We start from the raw sequence: 17,322 nt of genomic DNA, 5'->3' as shown, positions 1-17,322 counted from the left end.
GAGAGGGCCGGGGAGAGGGGGTGCGGCCCTCGGATGTCCTCCCGGCCAGTTCATGCGATTTCCCCGAGCCTGGTCCATAGCTGGCCGTGCTTGATCGCGCGGGCTCATATAATGCAGGGCTCCGCCGCCCGGACATTCCCTTGCCATGACCAATCAGGATCTACTTGCGCGCAGCCTCAAGACCGTCTGGCATCCGTGCACCCAGATGAAAGCGCACGAGACGCTGCCGCTGCTGCCGATTGCGCGCGGCGAAGGCGTCTGGCTTTACGACCACGACGGCCGGCGCTATCTCGATGCGGTGAGTTCCTGGTGGGTGAATCTGTTCGGCCACGCCAATCCGCGCATCAACGCGGCGTTGCGCGACCAGCTCGACAGGCTGGAGCACGTGATGCTGGCCGGCTTTACCCACGAGCCGGTCGTCCAGCTTTCCGAGCGGCTGGCCGCCCTCACGGCGAACGCGCTGGGCCATTGCTTCTATGCTTCGGACGGCGCCTCGGCGGTCGAGATCGCGCTGAAGATGAGCCAGCACTATTGGCTGAACAGCGGCAAGCCGGGCAAGAACCGCCATGTGCATCTGGCCGGCAGCTATCACGGCGAGACGGTGGGCGCCCTGAGCGTCACGGACGTGGCGATTTTCCGCACGGCCTATGCGCCGCTGCTGCGCGACAACCCCGTTTTGCCCAGCCCGGATTGGCGTCTGGCAGCGCCGGAGGAATCCGCCGCGGCCCATGCCCGACGCTGCGCCGCCGAGCTGGATAACTATCTGGCGGAACACCATGACGAAATCGCCGCCCTGATCGTCGAACCCCTGGTGCAGTGCGCCGCCGGCATGGCGATGCACGATCCCGAATACTTGCGTCTGGCTCGCGAGAGCTGCACGCGCCATCGGGTGCATCTGATCTGCGATGAAATCGCCGTCGGCTGCGGCCGCACGGGGACGTTCTTCGCCTCGGAACAGGCAGCCATCTGGCCGGATTTCCTCTGCCTGTCGAAAGGCATTACCGGCGGCTACCTGCCGCTCTCGCTGGTGATGACCACCGATGCGGTGTATCAGGCCTTCTACGCCGATGAAATCGGCCGGGCTTTCCTGCACTCGCATTCCTATACCGGCAATCCGCTGGCCTGCCGGGCGGCGCTGGCAACCCTCGATATTTTCCGCGACGACGACGTGCTTGTCGCCAACCGCCAGCGGGCGGCGCGGCTGACCGAACTGGCGGCTGATCTGCGGACGCATCCCAAGGTGAGCAACTTCCGCCAGCAGGGCATGATCTGGGCCTTCGAGGTGCAGACCGACGATCCGCGCTTCGCCCGTCGCGCCTTTGCCCAGGCGCTGCAGCAGGGGCTGCTGTTGCGCCCGATCGGCAACACGGTCTATTTCATGCCGCCCTATGTCATCGACGAAGACGCCATGCGGTTGCTGGTGAATGGCACGCAGCAGGCGATAGACGCAACATTGGCGGAGCTGCAGGCATGAGCGGCGGTTCCGATTTCAGCGCTGCGCTCGACGACTTGCGCGCCCGCGCCCTGCTGCGCACGCGGCGCATCGTCGAAACCGCCTGCGGGCCGGAAGTGGTGGTCGATGGCCGGCCGCTGCTGGCTTTTTGCAGCAACGACTACCTGGGGCTGGCGGCCGATCCGCAACTCGTCGCCGCCGCGAAGCAGGGCGCGGATATTCATGGCGTCGGATCGGGCGCATCGCATCTGATCAGCGGCCACTATGCCGCCCACCATCGGCTGGAAGAACGTTTGGCGGCGTTCGTCGGCATGGAAGCGGCGTTGTTTTTTTCCACGGGCTACATGGCCAATATCGGTGCGATCACCGCCCTGGTGCAGGGAATGGAAGGAACGGAAGGCACGGCAGCCGTATTTTCCGACGAACTCAACCATGCGTCCTTGATCGACGGCATCCGCTTGTCGGGCGCGGAAAAGCGCATCTACCCGCATCTGGATCTGGCGCGGTTGTCCGAGCTGCTGGCCGCCAGTCCGGCCAGCCGCAAGCTGGTGGTGACCGATGCCGTGTTCAGCATGGATGGCGATCTGGCGCCGCTGCCTGAACTGCTGGCGCTGTGCGAGCGCTTCGATGCTTATTTGCTGGTCGATGACGCCCACGGCTTCGGCGTGCTGGGCGGCGGCGATGACCGGGGGCAGGGCAGCCTGGCCCATTACGGCATCGACCCGGCGCGGCACCCCCGGCTGGTCTATGTCGGCACCCTGGGCAAGGCGGCGGGCGTGGCGGGCGCTTTCGTCGCCGCCAGCGAAGAAATCATCACCTGGCTGCTGCAGCGGGCGCGCACCTATATCTACACCACCGGCACGCCGCCGCTGCTGGCCCATGCGCTGCTGCGAAGCGTCGAGCTGATCGAACAGGGCGCGTCGCGGCGCGCGCATCTGCAGGATTTGATCGACCGCTTGCGCCAGGGTCTGCGTCCCGGTCTGCGCCGCTGGCGGCTGGTCGATTCCACGACGCCCATCCAGCCGCTGATCATCGGTGAAAACGGCGAGGCCATGCGCATCGCCCAGGCGCTGCTCGATGCCGGCCTGTGGGTGCCGGCGATCCGCCCGCCGACCGTGCCGGCCGGCAGCGCGCGCCTGCGCATCACGCTGTCTGCCGCGCACACGGTGGCGCAGGTGCAGACCTTGATCGACGTCCTGCTCGAACTGGAGCGTCAGGCGTGACGCTCCAGTTCGGCTGCTTCGTCAGCGGCACCGACACGGATGTCGGCAAGACCCTGATCGCCGCCGCGCTGCTGCATCTGTGCGCGGCGCGCGGCTGGCGCAGCGTCGGCATGAAGCCGGTGGCGGCCGGCGGCACGCAGGATGAGCATGGACAGTGGCGCAACGACGATGTGGACAACCTGCTGGCCGCCGGCAACATCCAGGCCGCCGTGGCGGACATCAATCCTTACCGCTTCAGGGAAGCCATCGCCCCGCATCTGGCGGCGGCCCACGCGCAGGTGGCGATCCAGCCGCAAGTGCTGCACGCGGCCTATCGGCGCCTGAGCAGCCAGGCGGATGCCGTCATCGTCGAAGGCGCCGGCGGCTTCATGGTGCCATTGACGGCGGACTATGGCCTGGACGACTTCGCCGCCGAATTGCAGTTGCCGGTGGTGCTGGTCGTCGGCATGCGCCTGGGCTGTCTCAATCATGCGCTGCTGACCCAGGCCGCCATCCGCGCGCGCGGTCTGCCGCTGGCCGGCTGGGTCGCCAACCGCGTCGAGCCGCAGATGACTTGCTTCGAGGAGAATCTCGCCACCCTGCAGTCCCGCCTGCAGGCGCCGCTCCTGGGCGTGGTGCCGCATCTGGCGCGGCCCGACGCGCAGACGGCGGCCCGTCACCTGCGATTGCCAGCGCGCTGATGGATGTCTGGCTCGACCCACTGCAGGCCTTCCTGGCCTTGCCGCGTGTCGGACTGAGCAGCCTGTTCGTCATTGCCCTGCTTTCGGCCACGCTGCTGCCGATGGGCTCGGAGGCCGCGCTCCTGGCGCTGCTGAAACTGAATCCGGATTTGTTCTGGCCGGCGATTGCCGTGGCCACCCTGGGCAATACCCTGGGCGGCGCGCTCACCTGGTGGATGGGGGCGGGTGCCCGGCGCACGCTGGAACATCTGCACCAGCCCCGGCCGCAGCAGGCCAGCGAGGCCCGGGCGTTGCGCTGGTTGCGTCGCTTCGGCGCCAGGGCCTGTCTGCTGTCATGGCTGCCGCTGATCGGCGATCCGCTGTGCCTGGTCGCCGGCTGGTTGCGGCTGCCGTTCTGGCCCTGCCTGTACTACATGGCCGTCGGCAAGTCGTTGCGCTATCTCGCGCTGACCTGGGGCATTCTGCAGTTCTGGTAAGGCGGCATTCGGTACGGCGGGGGTCGCGTCAGCCGTTGCGCGCCAGCGCGCGGCGGGAAACAACACCGCGAATTCCGTGCCCTGACCGAGCTGGCTGCTGATCTGCAGCGATGCGCCATGCCGCTGCACGACGTGCTTGACGATGGCCAGCCCCAACCCGGTGCCGCCCGTATCGCGCGAGCGGCTGCGCTCGACGCGGTAGAAACGTTCCGTCAGGCGCGGCAGATGCTCGGCGGCAATACCCACACCCGTATCGCGCACGGCAAAGCGGGCGCTACCGTCCTGCTGGCGCTGCCAGCTCACGCGGATGCTGCCGCCGGCGGGGGTGTAGCGCACCGCGTTGCTCACCAGATTCGACAGGGCGCTTTGCAGCTCCAGCCGGTTGCCCGCCAGCTCGCCGGCTGCTTGCAGGCTGTCCGCATCCGGGAAGTGGAAGCTGTGCGGCGCGGCATCCGCCGGCAGGATCCGGGCAGACAGCGCCCGGGCTTCCTGTTCGCAATGCGCCAGGAGCAGTTGCGCGGGCGTCCACTCTTCCAGGCCGGGCGGCGGACTGCCTTCCAGGCGCGAGAGACTGAGCAGATCCTCCACCAGGTTTTGCATGCGCGCACCCTGCTGCGCCATCAGCGCCAGATAGCGTGCGCGTTCGGTTTCATCCAGCGGCAGGGTCTGCAGGGTTTCGACGAAACCCACCAGCACGGTGAGCGGGGTGCGGATTTCGTGCGAAACGTTGGCGACGAAGTCGCGCCGCATCGCTTCGGCTTGCTCCAGCGCGGTGATGTCGCGCGAGAGCAGCAGATGCCTGCCGTCGCCGTAAGGAAAGATCTGAGCGGCAATGCGCACGGGGCGGGCGTGGCTGTGCCCGCGCCCGGGCAGGATGACGTCGCGCGAGAAATCGCCCGCCGCCCAGTAGGCGGTGAATTCCGGCGCGCGCAGCAGATTGCCGATGGCCTGGGCGGTATCGCGCGCGCGTTCCAGGCCGAAATGCTGCTCGGCCATGAAATTGCACCATTCGATATGGCCCTGGGCATCGAGCAGGATCACGCCATTCGGCGAAGCCTGCAGGGCGGAGAGGGTTTCCTTCAGGCGGGCATCGCTGGCGGCTTCGCGCCGTTCGCCGGCGCGCAGCAGGCGACTCACCCTGGCCGTTACTTCCGCCCACCGTCCCCGGGCGTGCGGCACAGCGGCGGCCTGCGCTTCCTGTCGCAGCCAGCGCAGCACGCGCCTGGCCTGCCAGTCGTCCCACAGCAGAACCGGCCAGGGCAGCAGCAAGGCGATCGCCAGGGCGGGCCAGACGTCGCCGCTCCAGGCCGCCCAGCCGACGGCCAGCGCCTGTCCGATCAGCAGAAGAATGAAGCGGCCAGCCATGGAATCCCGTCCGTGCCGGGTTCAGCCGGCGGGCTTGGCGTTGCGGCTCATGCGGTAGCCGCTGCCGCGCACGGTTTCGATCAGGCCGCCCGCCGTGCCCAGCGCCGTGCGCAGGCGTTTGATATGGACATCGACGGTGCGCTCTTCGATGAAGACATGGTCGCCCCAGACCCTGTCGAGCAACTGGGCGCGGCTGTGCACGCGCTCGCTGTGTTGCATGAGGTAGTGCAGCAGACGGAATTCCGTCGGGCCGAGCTTGATTTCCTCTCCCTCGTAGCTGACGCGGTGCGCTCCCGCGTCCAGCACCAGCGCGCCGATGCTGACGCTGTTGCCCGCCTGCTCGGGCGCGCGGCGGCGCAGCACGGCGCGGATGCGCGCGAGCAGTTCCTGCGGCGAAAAAGGTTTGGTGATGTAGTCGTCCGCGCCCGCGTCCAGGCCTTGCACCTTGTCGGGCTCGTCGCCGCGGGCGGTGAGCATCAGGATGGGCACGGCCTTGCTGCGGCCGTCGGCACGCCAGCGGCGTGCCAGTTGCAGGCCGCTCATGCCCGGCAGCATCCAGTCGAGCAGCACCACGTCGGGCAGCACGGCATCCATGCTGCGCTGCGCCGCCGCGCCGTCTTCCACCCATACCGGCTCGAAGCCGTTGTGGCGCAGATTGACGGCAATCAGCTCGGCAATCGCGGCCTCGTCTTCGACGATCAACACGCGGGGGAGTTTGCGCATGCTTTCGCTCCTCGCTCAGCGCACGACGGATTCGATTTCGGCCAGGGTGGTGTGGCGTACGTCCTTGCCTTCCACCAGGTAGATGATCAGTTCGGCCACGTTTTTCGAGTGGTCGCCGATGCGCTCGATGGCTTTGGCCAGAAACAGCAGATCCAGACTGGCCGAAATGGTGCGTGGGTCTTCCATCATGTAGGTGATGAGCTTGCGCACGAAGCCGTCGAACTCGTGGTCGATGAGATCGTCCTCTTTCAGGATCGCCACCGCCGCCTTGGTGTCGAGGCGGGCGAAGGCGTCCAGCGCCTTGCGCAGCAGGCCCGAGGCCAGTTCCGCCGCCACCCGCAAGTCGCGCGACGGCAGGGAACGCGCCGCGCCGCTGGCGATGATGGAACGCACCATGCGCGCCATGCGCGTGGCTTCGTCGCCCATGCGTTCCAGATTGGCGGTGGCCTTGGAAAAGGCGATCAGCAGCCGCAGGTCGCGCGCCGTGGGTTGGCGGCGGGCAATGATGGTGGACAGCTCGTGGTCGATTTCGATTTCCATGGCATTGACGCGCCGCTCCAGCGCGTGCACCTGCTCCACGGCGGCGGTGCTGAATTGCGAGAGCGCATGGATGGCCTGGCGGATCTGCTCCTCCACCAGCCCGCCCAGTTCCATGACGCGGGCCGAGACCTGGTTGAGTTCGCTGTCGAACTGGGAAGAAAGGTGCTTGTCGCTCATGTCGTGCTCCTGCGATCAGCCGAAACGGCCGGTGATGTAGTCTTCGGTTTCCTTGCGCTGCGGCTTGAAGAACAGTTGTTCCGTGGCGCCGAATTCCATCAGGCTGCCCAGGTACATATAGGCCGTGTAATCGCTGCAGCGCGCCGCCTGCTGCATGTTATGGGTGACGATGACGATGGTGTGATCGGCCTTCAGTTCGGCGATCAGCTCTTCGACCTTGGCCGTGGAAATGGGGTCGAGCGCCGAACAAGGTTCGTCGAGCAGCAGCAATTCGGGATGGATGGCGATGCCGCGCGCGATGCACAGGCGCTGCTGCTGCCCGCCGGAGAGGCTGGCGCCGTTCTGCTGCAGCTTGTCCCTGACTTCGTCCCACAGCGCCGCCTTCCTCAGCGCCCATTCCACGCGATCGTCCATGTCGCTGCCGTTCAGTCGCTCGAACAGCTTCACGCCGAAGGCGATGTTGTCGTAGATCGACATGGGAAAAGGCGTGGGCTTCTGGAACACCATCCCCACCTTGGCGCGGATCAGGGCCACGTCCTGGCGGCTGGAGAGCAGGTCTTCGCCATCGAGCAGGATCTGCCCCTGGGCGCGCTGCTCGGGGTAAAGCTCAAACATGCGGTTGAAGGTGCGCAGCAGGGTGGACTTGCCGCAGCCGGAAGGGCCGATGAAGGCCGTCACCTTGTGCTGCGGAATGTCCAGGTTGATGTCCTTGAGGGCGTGAAACTTGCCGTAGTAGAAATTCAGGTCGCGCACCGCCAGCTTGGGTCGTTCCGCGCCGGGGTGTGCATGCGCATTCGCTGCCGTCATGTTTCGCAGACTCCTCATTTTTGCCGCGCCAGCACGCGCGCCAGGATGTTCAGGGCCAGTACCGCCAGGGTGATCAGGAAAACCGCCGCCCAGGCCAGTTGCTGCCAGTTTTCGTAGGGACTCATGGCGAACTTGAAGATCGTCACCGGCAGGCTGGCCATGGGGCGGCTCAGATCCGCGCTCCAGAACTGGTTGTTGAGCGAAGTGAACAGGAGCGGCGCGGTCTCGCCGGCGATGCGCGCCACGGCCAGCAGCACCCCCGTGATCACGCCGGCCCGCGCCGCCTTGAGGGTGATGCGGCTGATGACTTTCCACTTCGGCGTGCCCAGGGCATAGGCCGCTTCGCGCAGGCTGGCCGGCACCAGCAGCAGCATGTTCTCGGTGGTGCGTATCACCACGGGAATGACGATCAGGGCCAGGGCCAGGATGCCCGCATAGCCCGAGAAACTTTTGAATCGCGCCACCACCACGGCATAGACGAACAGGCCGATGACGATGCTCGGTGCCGAGAGCAGGATGTCATTGACGAAGCGCGTGATGCCCGCCAGACGTCCGCGCGGCGCATATTCGGCCAGATACACCCCGGCCATGATGCCGATGGGCGTGCCCAGCAAGGTGGCCAGCGAGACCATCAGCGCCGAGCCGAACAGGGCGTTGGCCAGACCTCCGGCCTCATTGGGGGGCGGCGTCATTTGCGTGAATAGCGCCAGCCCCAGGCCCAATCCACCCAGCCCAAGGCGCAAGGTCTCCCACAGGATCCACACCAGCCAGAACATCCCGAAGGCCATGGCCAGCAGGGAGAGCGTCAGGGCCAGTGCGTTGATGCGCTTGCGCCTGGCATAGAGCGCCTGGCGCTGGGCCGCGTTTGGTGTTTTCCGCTGCGAAGCCGGAACCATCGCCGCGCTCATGCGCGCTTCCCTTCGTTCTGCTGCAAACGGCCCAGCAGCAGCTTCGAGAGCGCCAGCACCACGAAGGTGATGAAGAACAACACCAGGCCGAGGTAGATCAGGGAAGCCTGGTGCAGGCCCTCGCCCGCTTCGGCAAACTCATTGGCCAGGGCGGAGGTGATGCTGTTGGCCGCCTCGAACAGCGAGAGCGAATCCATCTGGTTCATGTTGCCGATGACGAAAGTGACCGCCATGGTTTCGCCCAGGGCGCGTCCCAGCCCCAGCATCACGCCGCCCAGCACGCCTGTCCTGGTATAGGGCAGCACCACCTTCCACACCACTTCCCAGGTCGTCGCGCCCAGACCGTAGGCCGATTCCTTGAGCAGGGCGGGGGTGAGTTCAAACACATCGCGCATCACCGAGGCGATGAACGGAATGATCATGATGGCCAGGATGATGCCCGCGGCCAGCATGCCGATGCCCACGGGCGGGCCGGAAACCAGGGCCGCCAGATACGGCACGCCGTCGAACGCCGCTTGCAGGGGCTGCTGCACGAAGCGCGCCAGGATGGGGCCGAACACCATCAGTCCCCACATGCCGTAAACGATGGAGGGCACGGCGGCCAGCAGCTCGATTGCCGTGCCCAGGGGGCGCTTGAGCCAGGCGGGCGACAGCTCGGTGAGGAACAGGGCGATGCCGAAGCTCACCGGCACGGCAATCAACAGCGCGATGAACGAGGTTGCCAGCGTGCCGTAGATCATGGCCAGACCGCCATATTCGTTCTGCACCGGATCCCAGGCGCTGCGCACGAAGAAGCTCAGGCCATAGTGGCTGATGGCAGGCCAGGCGCCCACCAGCAGCGAGAGCAGGATGCCCAGCAGCAAGGCCAGGGTCAGCAGGGCCGCCGCATGCGCCAGACCGGCAAACAAGCGATCCCCCAGCGCGCGAGGCAGACGCAGGCGAGGGATATTCCAGGCGGCGGGGCGCGAAAATGGCAACAACGGCACGCGGCGTTCCTTCGATGAAAGCGGGTCCGAAAATCCTGGGGAGGGCGTAGCGTATGCCTTCCTCCCCAGGCGGAGATGGAGAGGGAAAGGATTCGATTATTTCAGCTTGATGCCTTTCCCGGTAGTGTCCCTGATCTCCTGCCAGGACTGGTAAATCGTCTTTTTCACGTTTTCGGGCATGGGGACGTAATCCAGCCTGGCGGCGGTCGCATCGCCGGTGTTGTAGGCCCAGTCGAAAAACTTCAGGCTCGTCGCCGCCTGCTCGGGCTTGTCCTGGGTTTTCTGCAGCAGGATGAATGTCGCGCCCGTCAAAGGCCACGCACTTTTGCCCGGCTGATTGGTCAGGATCTGGTAGAAGCTTTTGGACCAGTCGACCAGGGCGGCGGCCGCCTTGAAGCTCGTATCATCGGGGGCTACGAAGAACCCTTCGGCATTCTGCATTTGCACGAAGTTCAGCCTGTTCTGCTTGACGTAGGCGTATTCGACATAGCCGATCGAGTTCGGCAGGCGCCCGACAAAGGCGGCCACGCCTTCATTGCCCTTGCCGCCCGCGCCCAAGGGCCAATTCACCGCCGTGCCTTCGCCCACCCTGGCCTTCCACTCGACGTTGACCTTGGAAAGGTAGTTGGTGAGGATGAAGCTGGTGCCGGAGCCGTCCGCGCGGCGCACGGGAGCGATGACCGCATCGGGCAGGTTCAGTCCAGGGTTGATGGCCTTGATCGCCGCATCGTTCCAGCGGGTGATCTTGCCCAGATAAATATCGCCCAGCACTTGTCCGGTGAGCTTGAGTTGCCCGGGCTCGATGCCCTTGATATTGACTACGGGCACCACACCACCGATGACGGTGGGGAATTGCACCAGCTTTCTTTGCGCCAGCTCTTCGTCTTTCAGGGGCATGTCGGAAGCGCCGAAGTCCACCGTTCCGGCTTCGACCTGGCGCAGGCCCGCGCTGGAGCCGATCGACTGGTAATTGATTTTCACGCCCGTGGCCTGGTAGTAATCCGCCGCCCACTTGGCGTACAGCGGCGCGGGAAAACTGGCGCCCGCGCCGGTGGCTTCCTGCGCTTGCGCGTTGGCCACGGCAAGCAATGACAGGGCGGCAAGAGTAAAGCGTCGTATCGTCGTGATTTTCATGTCGGTCCTTTCAAACAGGGTTGAGGAATGCTCGTGAAAAATTCTAGAAAGGCTTTGTGACGGTATCGTGACAGTCCGCAAAATTCTTGCCCCGCGCCGAATCCCGGTAAAATTCCCGGCTTTGTTCTTTGCTCCCGCCTTGCCGCCATGACCATCCGTACCCGTTTCGCGCCTAGTCCCACCGGTTTCCTGCACATCGGCGGGGCGCGCACTGCGCTGTTTTCCTGGGCCTATGCGCGCCGTCACGGCGGCCGCTTCATCCTGCGCATCGAGGATACCGACGTGGCGCGCTCCACGCCGGAAGCGGTGCAGGCGATCATCGACGGTATGCAATGGCTGGGTCTGAACCACGACGAGGGGCCGTACTACCAGATGCAGCGCATGCCGCGCTACCGGGAAGTGATCGCGCAGATGCTGGCGGCGGGGACGGCTTACCACTGCTACATGTCGCGCGAGGAACTGGATCAACTGCGCGCCGAGCAGGAGGCGAGGAAGGAAAAACCGCGCTACGACGGGCGCTGGCGGCCCGAGCCGGGCAAGACGCTGCCGGAGCCGCCGGCGGGCGTGAAGCCGGTGGTGCGTTTCCGCAATTCGCAGACGGGCGTGGTGGCCTGGGACGATCAGGTCAAGGGGCGCGTCGAGATCGCCAATGGCGAGCTGGACGATTTCATCATCGCCCGCGACGACGGCACGCCGACCTACAACTTCTGCGTGGTGGTCGATGACTGGGACATGGACATCACTCACGTCATCCGCGGCGACGACCACGTCAACAACACGCCGCGCCAGATCAACGTGCTGCAGGCGCTGGGTGCGACGGTGCCGCAGTACGCCCACCTGTCGATGATCCTCGGCGACGACGGCCAGAAGCTCTCCAAGCGCCATGGCGCGGTGAGCGTGATGCAGTACGACGAGGCCGGCTACCTGCCCGAAGCGGTGCTGAACTACCTGGCGCGTCTGGGCTGGTCGCATGGCGATGACGAAATCTTCGGCATGGAACAGTTCTGCAACTGGTTCGACCTGGATCACATCACCGCATCGGCCGCCCAGTTCAATACCGAGAAGCTCAACTGGCTGAACGCGCATTACCTGAAGGCGGCGGACGATGCGCGCCTGCTGGCCGAAGTGGCGCGGCGCCTGCGGGCGCAGGGTGTGGACGTAGATGCCGCCAGCGTCCCGGATCTCGATCTCAAGCCGGTGATCGCGCTTTACAAGGAGCGCGTCGGCAATCTGAATGAACTGGCGGATGCCGTTCATCCTTTCCTGCTGGCGCCGCGGCCTTCCGCGGAACTCGCGGCCCAGCATCTGACCGAGCCGGCGCGCGCGGCCCTGGGCGCCTTGCGCGGCAAGCTGGCGGCGCTGGACGACTGGCAGGCCGCGGCCTTGAACCAGGCGATCAAGGACACCGCCAAGGAGCAGGGACTGAAAATGCCGCAAGTGGCGATTCCCCTGCGCGTGGTCTTGCTGGGCCAGCCGCAGTCGCCATCCATCGATGCGGTGCTGGCGGCGATGGGCCGGGCGCGCGTGCTGGCGCGGCTGGATCGGCAACTGGCCTGACCTGTCCGGGTACGGGCTACGCCTGTCCGCGCTGCCGGCGCAGCAGAAAGCGCGCCGGATCGACGGCGGCGACGAGATCGGCTTCCAGCGGCAGCGGCTCGCCGCTGATCCGGCAGGCCAGCAGCTCGGCCGTCAGCGCCGACCAGACCAGGCCGCGCGCGCCGAAGCCGAGCAGGGCGTAGAGGCCGGGCTGGCGCGGGATTTTTTCCAGGGTCGTGGCGCTATCAGATTCCGGCATGTTTGCCGCATTGGCCTTGCAGTCCGGCAAGGCGCCGACCATGGGCAGGCGGTCCGGCGTCATGGCGCGCACGGCGGCGCGGCCGCTGGGTGTATTTACGGCATCGGCGGCGAGTTGCCCGAGGCTGCCGGGTAGGCAGAATTCCAGCTTCGCCAGGTTGTCCTGATGGTCCGCCAGACGCAGTTCCGTGCCGCTGTCTTCGAGCAGGAAGCTGGCGCCGAAACTGAATGTGCTGGACTCGTCGTCGCCATGGGCAGCAGCCGGGCCGACATGCCCCAGGCGGCAGATGACGCATGCCGGCAGCTTCCCATCCAGGCTGGCGGCGGGCAGGTGGCTGACCTGGCCGCGCGCCGGACGCAGCGGCAGGGCGGGAACGTGGGGGAAAAGCAGCGGCAGCGCGCCGTTGGCGTTGGCAAGGATCAGCACGTCGGCCTGGGCCAGCCGCCGGCCATCGGCGGCAAATACCTGCCAAAGCCTGCCCTGTCGTTCGATGCGGTCGATTGGCGTGTTGAAATGGCACTGCAATCGTTCACCACAGGCGGCCAGATTGGCGGCGCACAAACTGGGCGTATCCACCCAGCCGCCCTGGGGAAACCACCAGCCGCCGAACGGCAGCGGCCGGCCGGCGCGGGCGCTGGCGGCGCCGGCATCGAGGTGCTGTAAATAATCCGCCGGTGGCTGCTGGCGGGTTACCAGGGTTTCCTGCGTGGCCGCATGCTGCGCATCGCGCGCCAGATGCAGCACTCCGCAGGCGTCCTGCCGCACCGTCAGGCCGCGCGTTTCCAGGTCTTCCAGATGCCGGCGCAAATGCAGGAAACCGGCGCGGGTCAGCCGCGCCAGCAGGTTGTCGTCGGGGCTGGGCAGGGGCCGCAGGATGGCGCTGCGATTGCCCGAAGCGCCGTTGGCGGCGGCAGGCGCGCCGTCGAACAGCTCGATTTGCCAGCCGCGGGCGGCGAGTCGTTCGGCGATGCTGCTGCCGGCCAGTCCCGCGCCGATGATGATGGCGCGGCCGGCGGTTTGCTGAACGGCGGCGTTGCGCGGCGCGCGAAACACGCCGCGCAGCATTTCGCGCTTGCCGCCGAAGCCTGGCGTTTTTTCCAGCAGAAAACCGCTGTCGGCGAGCGCCTTGCGGACCTGGCCGGCGACGCACCAGGTCGCCATGGTCGCGGCCGGCGCCGCCAGGCGGGCGAGGCTGGAATAGATGCGGCCAGACCAGAGTGCAGGGTTCTTTGCCGGACTGAAGCCGTCGAGATAGAAGGCATCGACGCGCGCGCGCAATTTCGGCAGCAGCAATTGGGCATCGCCGAAGAACAGGGTCAGGATCAGCCGCCCGCCGGCCAGTTCCAGCCGGTGCGCGCCGGGCGTGAGCCTGGGCCATTGCGCGCGCAGTTGCGCCGAGAATGCCGCCAGCGCCGGCCAGCGGGCGTGAAGCAGCGCCAGGTCGTCCGCCGTGAATGGATGCTGCTCGAAAGCGATGTAGTGCAGGCGCTGGCAAGGCTGGCCGTCGGCCTGCCAGGCTTGCCATGTCGCGAGAAAATTCAGCCCCAGGCCGAAGCCGGTCTCGGCGATGACGAACTGGCTGCGTCCGCGCCAGCGCGGCGTTTCGCCCAGCAGTCGATTGCCGGCCAGAAACACGTGCCGCGCCTGGCCCAGGCCGCCATCGGCGGAGTGATAGATGTCGTCATACGCCGCCGACCAGGGCGTGCCGTCGGCGGCAAAGGCCAGGCGGGCGGGGATGATGGGGGTGACGGTGGTCATCCGGCGCGATCTTCTGCCGCTTGCTCCTGCGGGGATTTCCTTCGGTTATAAGGGGAGGGGAATCCCTTGGGGAAAGGAGGCGCCCCAGTCTATTCCGGCCGCATGTGCGGAAAGAGGATCACGTCGCGGATGTTGGGGCTGTCGGTGAGCAGCATCACCAGGCGGTCGATGCCGATGCCGCAGCCGCCGGTGGGCGGCAGGCCGTATTCGAGCGCGCGGATGTAGTCGGCATCGAAGTACATCGCTTCCTCGTCGCCGGCGTCCTTGGCCTTGGCCTGTTCGAGAAAGCGCGCGGCCTGGTCTTCGGGGTCGTTCAGCTCGGAGAAGCCGTTGGCGATTTCGCGGCCGACGATGAACAGCTCGAAGCGCTCGGTGATTTCCGGATTGGCGTCGTTGCGCCGCGCCAGGGGCGAGACTTCGGCCGGGTAGTCGATGATGAAGGTGGGATCCCACAGCTCGGCTTCGGCGCACGCCTCGAACAGTTGGAGTTGCAATGAGCCGAGGCCGCCCGGCTTGACCGGCTCGCCGAAGTCCTTGATTTTCTGCTTGAGCCAGTCGGCGTCGGCGAGTTGTTCCGCCGTGAAGCCGGGATGGTATTTGCGGATCGCTTCGACGACGGTCAGGCGGGCGAAGGGCTTGGAGAGGTCCAGCGTGCGCCCCTGGTATTCGAAGACTTCGGTGCCCAGCGCCTCGCGCGCCGAGTGGCGCAGCAGGCCTTCGGTGAAATCCATCAGCATCCGGTAGTCCGCGTAGGCCTCGTAGAACTCCATCATGGTGAATTCCGGGTTGTGGCGCGGCGAGATACCTTCATTGCGGAAGTTGCGGTTGACCTCGAAGACCTTTTCGAAACCGCCGACCACCAGGCGCTTCAGATACAGCTCCGGGGCGATGCGCAGGAACAGCTCCATGTCGAGCGCATTGTGGTGCGTCTTGAAAGGCTTGGCCGAAGCGCCGCCGGGGATGGGGTGCATCATCGGCGTTTCCACTTCGAGAAAGCCATGCTCGATCATGTAATGGCGGATGGCCTGGATCATGCGGCTGCGCGCGACGAAGGTGAAGCGCGTCTGCTCGTTGGTCATCAGGTCGAGATAGCGGGCGCGGTATTTCTGCTCGACGTCGGTGAGGCCGTGGAACTTCTCCGGCAGCGGCCGCAGCGACTTGGTGAGCAGGCGGATTTCGTGCGCCTGGATGGTCAGCTCGTTGGTCTTGGTACGGAACAGCGTGCCGGTCACGCCGATGATGTCGCCGTTGTCCCAGTGCTTGAATTCGGCATGGGCATCCTCGCCGGTCTTGTCGTTGCTGACGAAAACCTGGATGCGTCCGGACAGATCCTGGATGGTGGCGAAACTGGCCTTGCCCATCACCCGCTTCAGCATGATGCGGCCAGCGACCTTGACCTGGATCGGTAGCGCCTCCAACTCCTCGCGGGTTTTCTCGCCATACAGCTCATCGATGCGCACGGCGACGTTCTCGCGGCGGAAATCGTTGGGGAAGGCCCGCCCCGTGGCGCGCCATTCGGCGAGTTTGGCGCGGCGTTCGGCGATGAGGCGGTTTTCGTCCTGAACGGCGGGGGCAGTCGTGCTGGCAACTTGATCGGTCATGGTGAAAAATCGGTGCAGGGCTGGGAAACTGCGCATTTTCGCCTATCAGGCGGATTTTGAACAGAATATAATTAGCGCTTTTGCCTGTTTCGAGCCGCCCGTGAGCCATCTTGCCGACGAAATCCGCCGCCGCCGCACCTTTGCCATCATTGCTCACCCCGACGCAGGCAAGACCACGCTCACCGAAAAACTCCTCTGGTTCGGCGGCGCCATTCTCATGGCCGGCGCCGTGCGCGCGCGCAAGTCGGGCAAACACGCCACTTCGGACTGGATGGAGCTGGAAAAGCAGCGCGGCATCTCGGTGACTTCCTCGGTGATGCAGTTTCCCTACCGCGACTGCATGATCAACCTGCTCGATACGCCGGGCCACGAGGATTTTTCGGAAGATACCTACCGCACGCTGACCGCCGTCGATTCGGCGGTGATGGTGATCGACTCGGTGAAAGGCGTGGAAGCGCAGACCATCAAGCTGCTCAACGTCTGCCGCCTGCGCGATACGCCCATCGTCACCTTCGTGAACAAGCTCGACCGCGATGGCCGGCCGCCGATCGAACTGCTCGATGAAATCGAGTCGGTACTGAACATCGAGTGCGCGCCGATCACCTGGCCGATCGGCATGGGCGAGCTGTTTCGCGGCGTCTACCACCTTTACGACGACACCATCAGCTTCTTCGATCCCAAGGCGGAGAAGGGCACGGCCGAGATCATCCAGGGCCTGGACAACCCGCGCCTGGACGAACTGATTGGTGAACAGGCCGAGGAACTGCGTCTGGAAGTCGAACTGGTGCGCGGCGCATCGCATACTTTCGACCTGGACGCCTATCTGGCCGGCCGCCAGTGCCCGGTGTTCTTCGGCTCGGCGGCCAACAATTTCGGCGTCCAGTCGCTGCTCGATGCCATCGTCGAGCGCGCGCCCGGCCCCAAGCCGCGTCCGGCCGAGAGCCGCGCGGTCGATCCTTTCGAGGAAAAATTCTCCGGCTTCATCTTCAAGATCCAGGCCAACATGGATCCCAAGCACCGCGACCGCATCGCCTTCCTGCGCGTCTGCTCGGGACGCTTCGAGCGCGGCATGAAGATCAGGCAGGTGGCCGGCGGCAAGAGCATCGCGGTGAATAACGCCATCACCTTCATGGCGCGCGACCGCAACACCACCGACGAGGCCTACGCCGGCGACATCATCGGCATTCCCAACCACGGCACGATCCGCCTGGGCGAAACCTTCAGCGAAGGGGAGAACCTGCGGTTTACCGGGATTCCCTCATTCGCCCCGGAAATTTTCCAGCGTGCCATATTGAGAAATCCTTTAAAACTCAAGCAATTGCAGAAAGGTCTTCAACAATTGGCTGAAGAGGGGGCGGCTCAGCTTTTTCGCCCGATTTCTTCCAATGACCTGATCCTGGGCGCGGTCGGCAACCTGCAATTCGACGTCGTCGCCCATCGCCTCGCGCACGAATACGCCGTCGAGGCCATTTTCGAGCCGGTCTCCGTGGCCACCGCCCGCTGGCTGCACGGCAGCGACGAGCAGCTCAAGCTGCTGGCGGATAAGTATCCGCAAAACATCGCCATCGACGGTGCAGGCGACCAGGTCTATCTGGCGCCGAACGCCGTCAACCTGCGGCTGACCCAGGAGCGTTTTCCCGACGTCCGGTTCATGGAGACGCGCGAGGTGCGGTAAGGCACTACCGAGCTACACTAC

The 17,322-nt window shown here is 65.6% G+C and carries 14 protein-coding genes and 1 pseudogene; 6 read left to right on the top strand and 9 right to left on the bottom strand.

Features of this window, described 5'->3' with window-relative positions; all coding sequences use genetic code 11:
• Positions 1 to 145: 145 nt before the first annotated feature.
• The 4 genes from bioA to SDENCHOL_RS14485 are packed head-to-tail and all read left to right on the top strand — an operon-like array spanning position 146 to position 3,832.
• Entirely contained in the window at positions 146 to 1,474 is a 1,329-nt protein-coding gene (bioA, locus tag SDENCHOL_RS08815; RefSeq protein ID WP_154716895.1) for an adenosylmethionine--8-amino-7-oxononanoate transaminase, read from the top strand.
• The gene (gene bioF, locus SDENCHOL_RS08810; RefSeq protein WP_154716894.1) at positions 1,471 to 2,676 is read left to right on the top strand and encodes an 8-amino-7-oxononanoate synthase; all 1,206 of its coding nucleotides are present in this window, start codon (positions 1,471 to 1,473) and stop codon (positions 2,674 to 2,676) included. The genes bioA and bioF overlap by 4 nt, the downstream gene beginning before the upstream one ends.
• Entirely contained in the window at positions 2,673 to 3,356 is a 684-nt protein-coding gene (gene bioD / locus SDENCHOL_RS08805) for a dethiobiotin synthase (RefSeq protein ID WP_154716893.1), read from the top strand. Before bioF ends, bioD begins: the two co-directional genes overlap by 4 nt.
• The gene (locus tag SDENCHOL_RS14485; RefSeq protein ID WP_231912951.1) at positions 3,356 to 3,832 is read left to right on the top strand and encodes a YqaA family protein; all 477 of its coding nucleotides are present in this window, start codon (positions 3,356 to 3,358) and stop codon (positions 3,830 to 3,832) included. Before bioD ends, SDENCHOL_RS14485 begins: the two co-directional genes overlap by 1 nt.
• Positions 3,833 to 3,892: 60 nt before the next feature.
• Here the strand turns inward: SDENCHOL_RS14485 and phoR are convergent.
• The 7 genes and pseudogenes from phoR to pstS all read right to left on the bottom strand — a co-directional run.
• Positions 3,893 to 5,197, bottom strand: a pseudogene (phoR, locus tag SDENCHOL_RS08795) (phosphate regulon sensor histidine kinase PhoR); the annotation flags it as partial.
• Positions 5,198 to 5,218: 21 nt separating this feature from the next.
• A complete protein-coding gene (gene phoB / locus SDENCHOL_RS08790) occupies positions 5,219 to 5,920 on the bottom strand; it encodes a phosphate regulon transcriptional regulator PhoB (RefSeq protein WP_154716891.1) in 702 nt (233 codons plus the stop codon).
• Positions 5,921 to 5,935: 15 nt separating this feature from the next.
• Complete coding sequence (phoU, locus tag SDENCHOL_RS08785) at positions 5,936 to 6,637, bottom strand: phosphate signaling complex protein PhoU (RefSeq protein ID WP_154716890.1); 702 nt, start codon at positions 6,635 to 6,637, stop codon at positions 5,936 to 5,938.
• Positions 6,638 to 6,652: 15 nt separating this feature from the next.
• Positions 6,653 to 7,444, bottom strand: a complete 792-nt coding sequence (pstB, locus tag SDENCHOL_RS08780; protein ID WP_197706885.1) for a phosphate ABC transporter ATP-binding protein PstB — start codon at positions 7,442 to 7,444, stop codon at positions 6,653 to 6,655.
• A gap of 14 nt (positions 7,445 to 7,458) precedes the next feature.
• Positions 7,459 to 8,340: a phosphate ABC transporter permease PstA gene (gene pstA / locus SDENCHOL_RS08775; protein ID WP_154717420.1), complete on the bottom strand. Its 882-nt coding sequence runs from the start codon at positions 8,338 to 8,340 to the stop codon at positions 7,459 to 7,461.
• An 8-nt stretch (positions 8,341 to 8,348) separates the two neighbouring features.
• The gene (gene pstC / locus SDENCHOL_RS08770; protein WP_420031038.1) at positions 8,349 to 9,338 is read right to left on the bottom strand and encodes a phosphate ABC transporter permease subunit PstC; all 990 of its coding nucleotides are present in this window, start codon (positions 9,336 to 9,338) and stop codon (positions 8,349 to 8,351) included.
• Positions 9,339 to 9,434: 96 nt separating this feature from the next.
• Positions 9,435 to 10,472, bottom strand: coding sequence for a phosphate ABC transporter substrate-binding protein PstS (gene pstS, locus SDENCHOL_RS08765; protein WP_154716888.1), 1,038 nt, complete (start codon positions 10,470 to 10,472; stop codon positions 9,435 to 9,437).
• Positions 10,473 to 10,619: 147 nt separating this feature from the next.
• On the opposite strand from pstS, the gene gltX reads away from it, so the two are divergent.
• Entirely contained in the window at positions 10,620 to 12,029 is a 1,410-nt protein-coding gene (gltX, locus tag SDENCHOL_RS08760; protein ID WP_154716887.1) for a glutamate--tRNA ligase, read from the top strand.
• Between the two features lie 16 nt (positions 12,030 to 12,045).
• On the opposite strand, the gene mnmC is transcribed toward gltX, so the two are convergent.
• Positions 12,046 to 14,025 carry a bifunctional tRNA (5-methylaminomethyl-2-thiouridine)(34)-methyltransferase MnmD/FAD-dependent 5-carboxymethylaminomethyl-2-thiouridine(34) oxidoreductase MnmC gene (mnmC, locus tag SDENCHOL_RS08755; RefSeq protein WP_154716886.1) on the bottom strand — a complete coding sequence of 660 codons (1,980 nt, stop codon included), beginning with the start codon at positions 14,023 to 14,025 and terminating at the stop codon, positions 12,046 to 12,048.
• An 89-nt stretch (positions 14,026 to 14,114) separates the two neighbouring features.
• Positions 14,115 to 15,626 (bottom strand): lysine--tRNA ligase, encoded by a 1,512-nt coding sequence (gene lysS, locus SDENCHOL_RS08750; RefSeq protein WP_154716885.1) that lies wholly within the window; start codon positions 15,624 to 15,626, stop codon positions 14,115 to 14,117.
• 100 nt (positions 15,627 to 15,726) lie between these two features.
• Between lysS and SDENCHOL_RS08745 the strand changes: the two genes are divergently transcribed.
• Positions 15,727 to 17,301, top strand: a complete 1,575-nt coding sequence (locus tag SDENCHOL_RS08745) for a peptide chain release factor 3 (RefSeq protein ID WP_172955045.1) — start codon at positions 15,727 to 15,729, stop codon at positions 17,299 to 17,301.
• Positions 17,302 to 17,322: the final 21 nt, after the last annotated feature.

The sequence above is a fragment of the Sterolibacterium denitrificans genome, assembly GCF_900174485.1.
Classification (GTDB): domain Bacteria; phylum Pseudomonadota; class Gammaproteobacteria; order Burkholderiales; family Rhodocyclaceae; genus Sterolibacterium; species Sterolibacterium denitrificans.
This window is presented reverse-complemented; position numbering and strand designations above follow the sequence as displayed.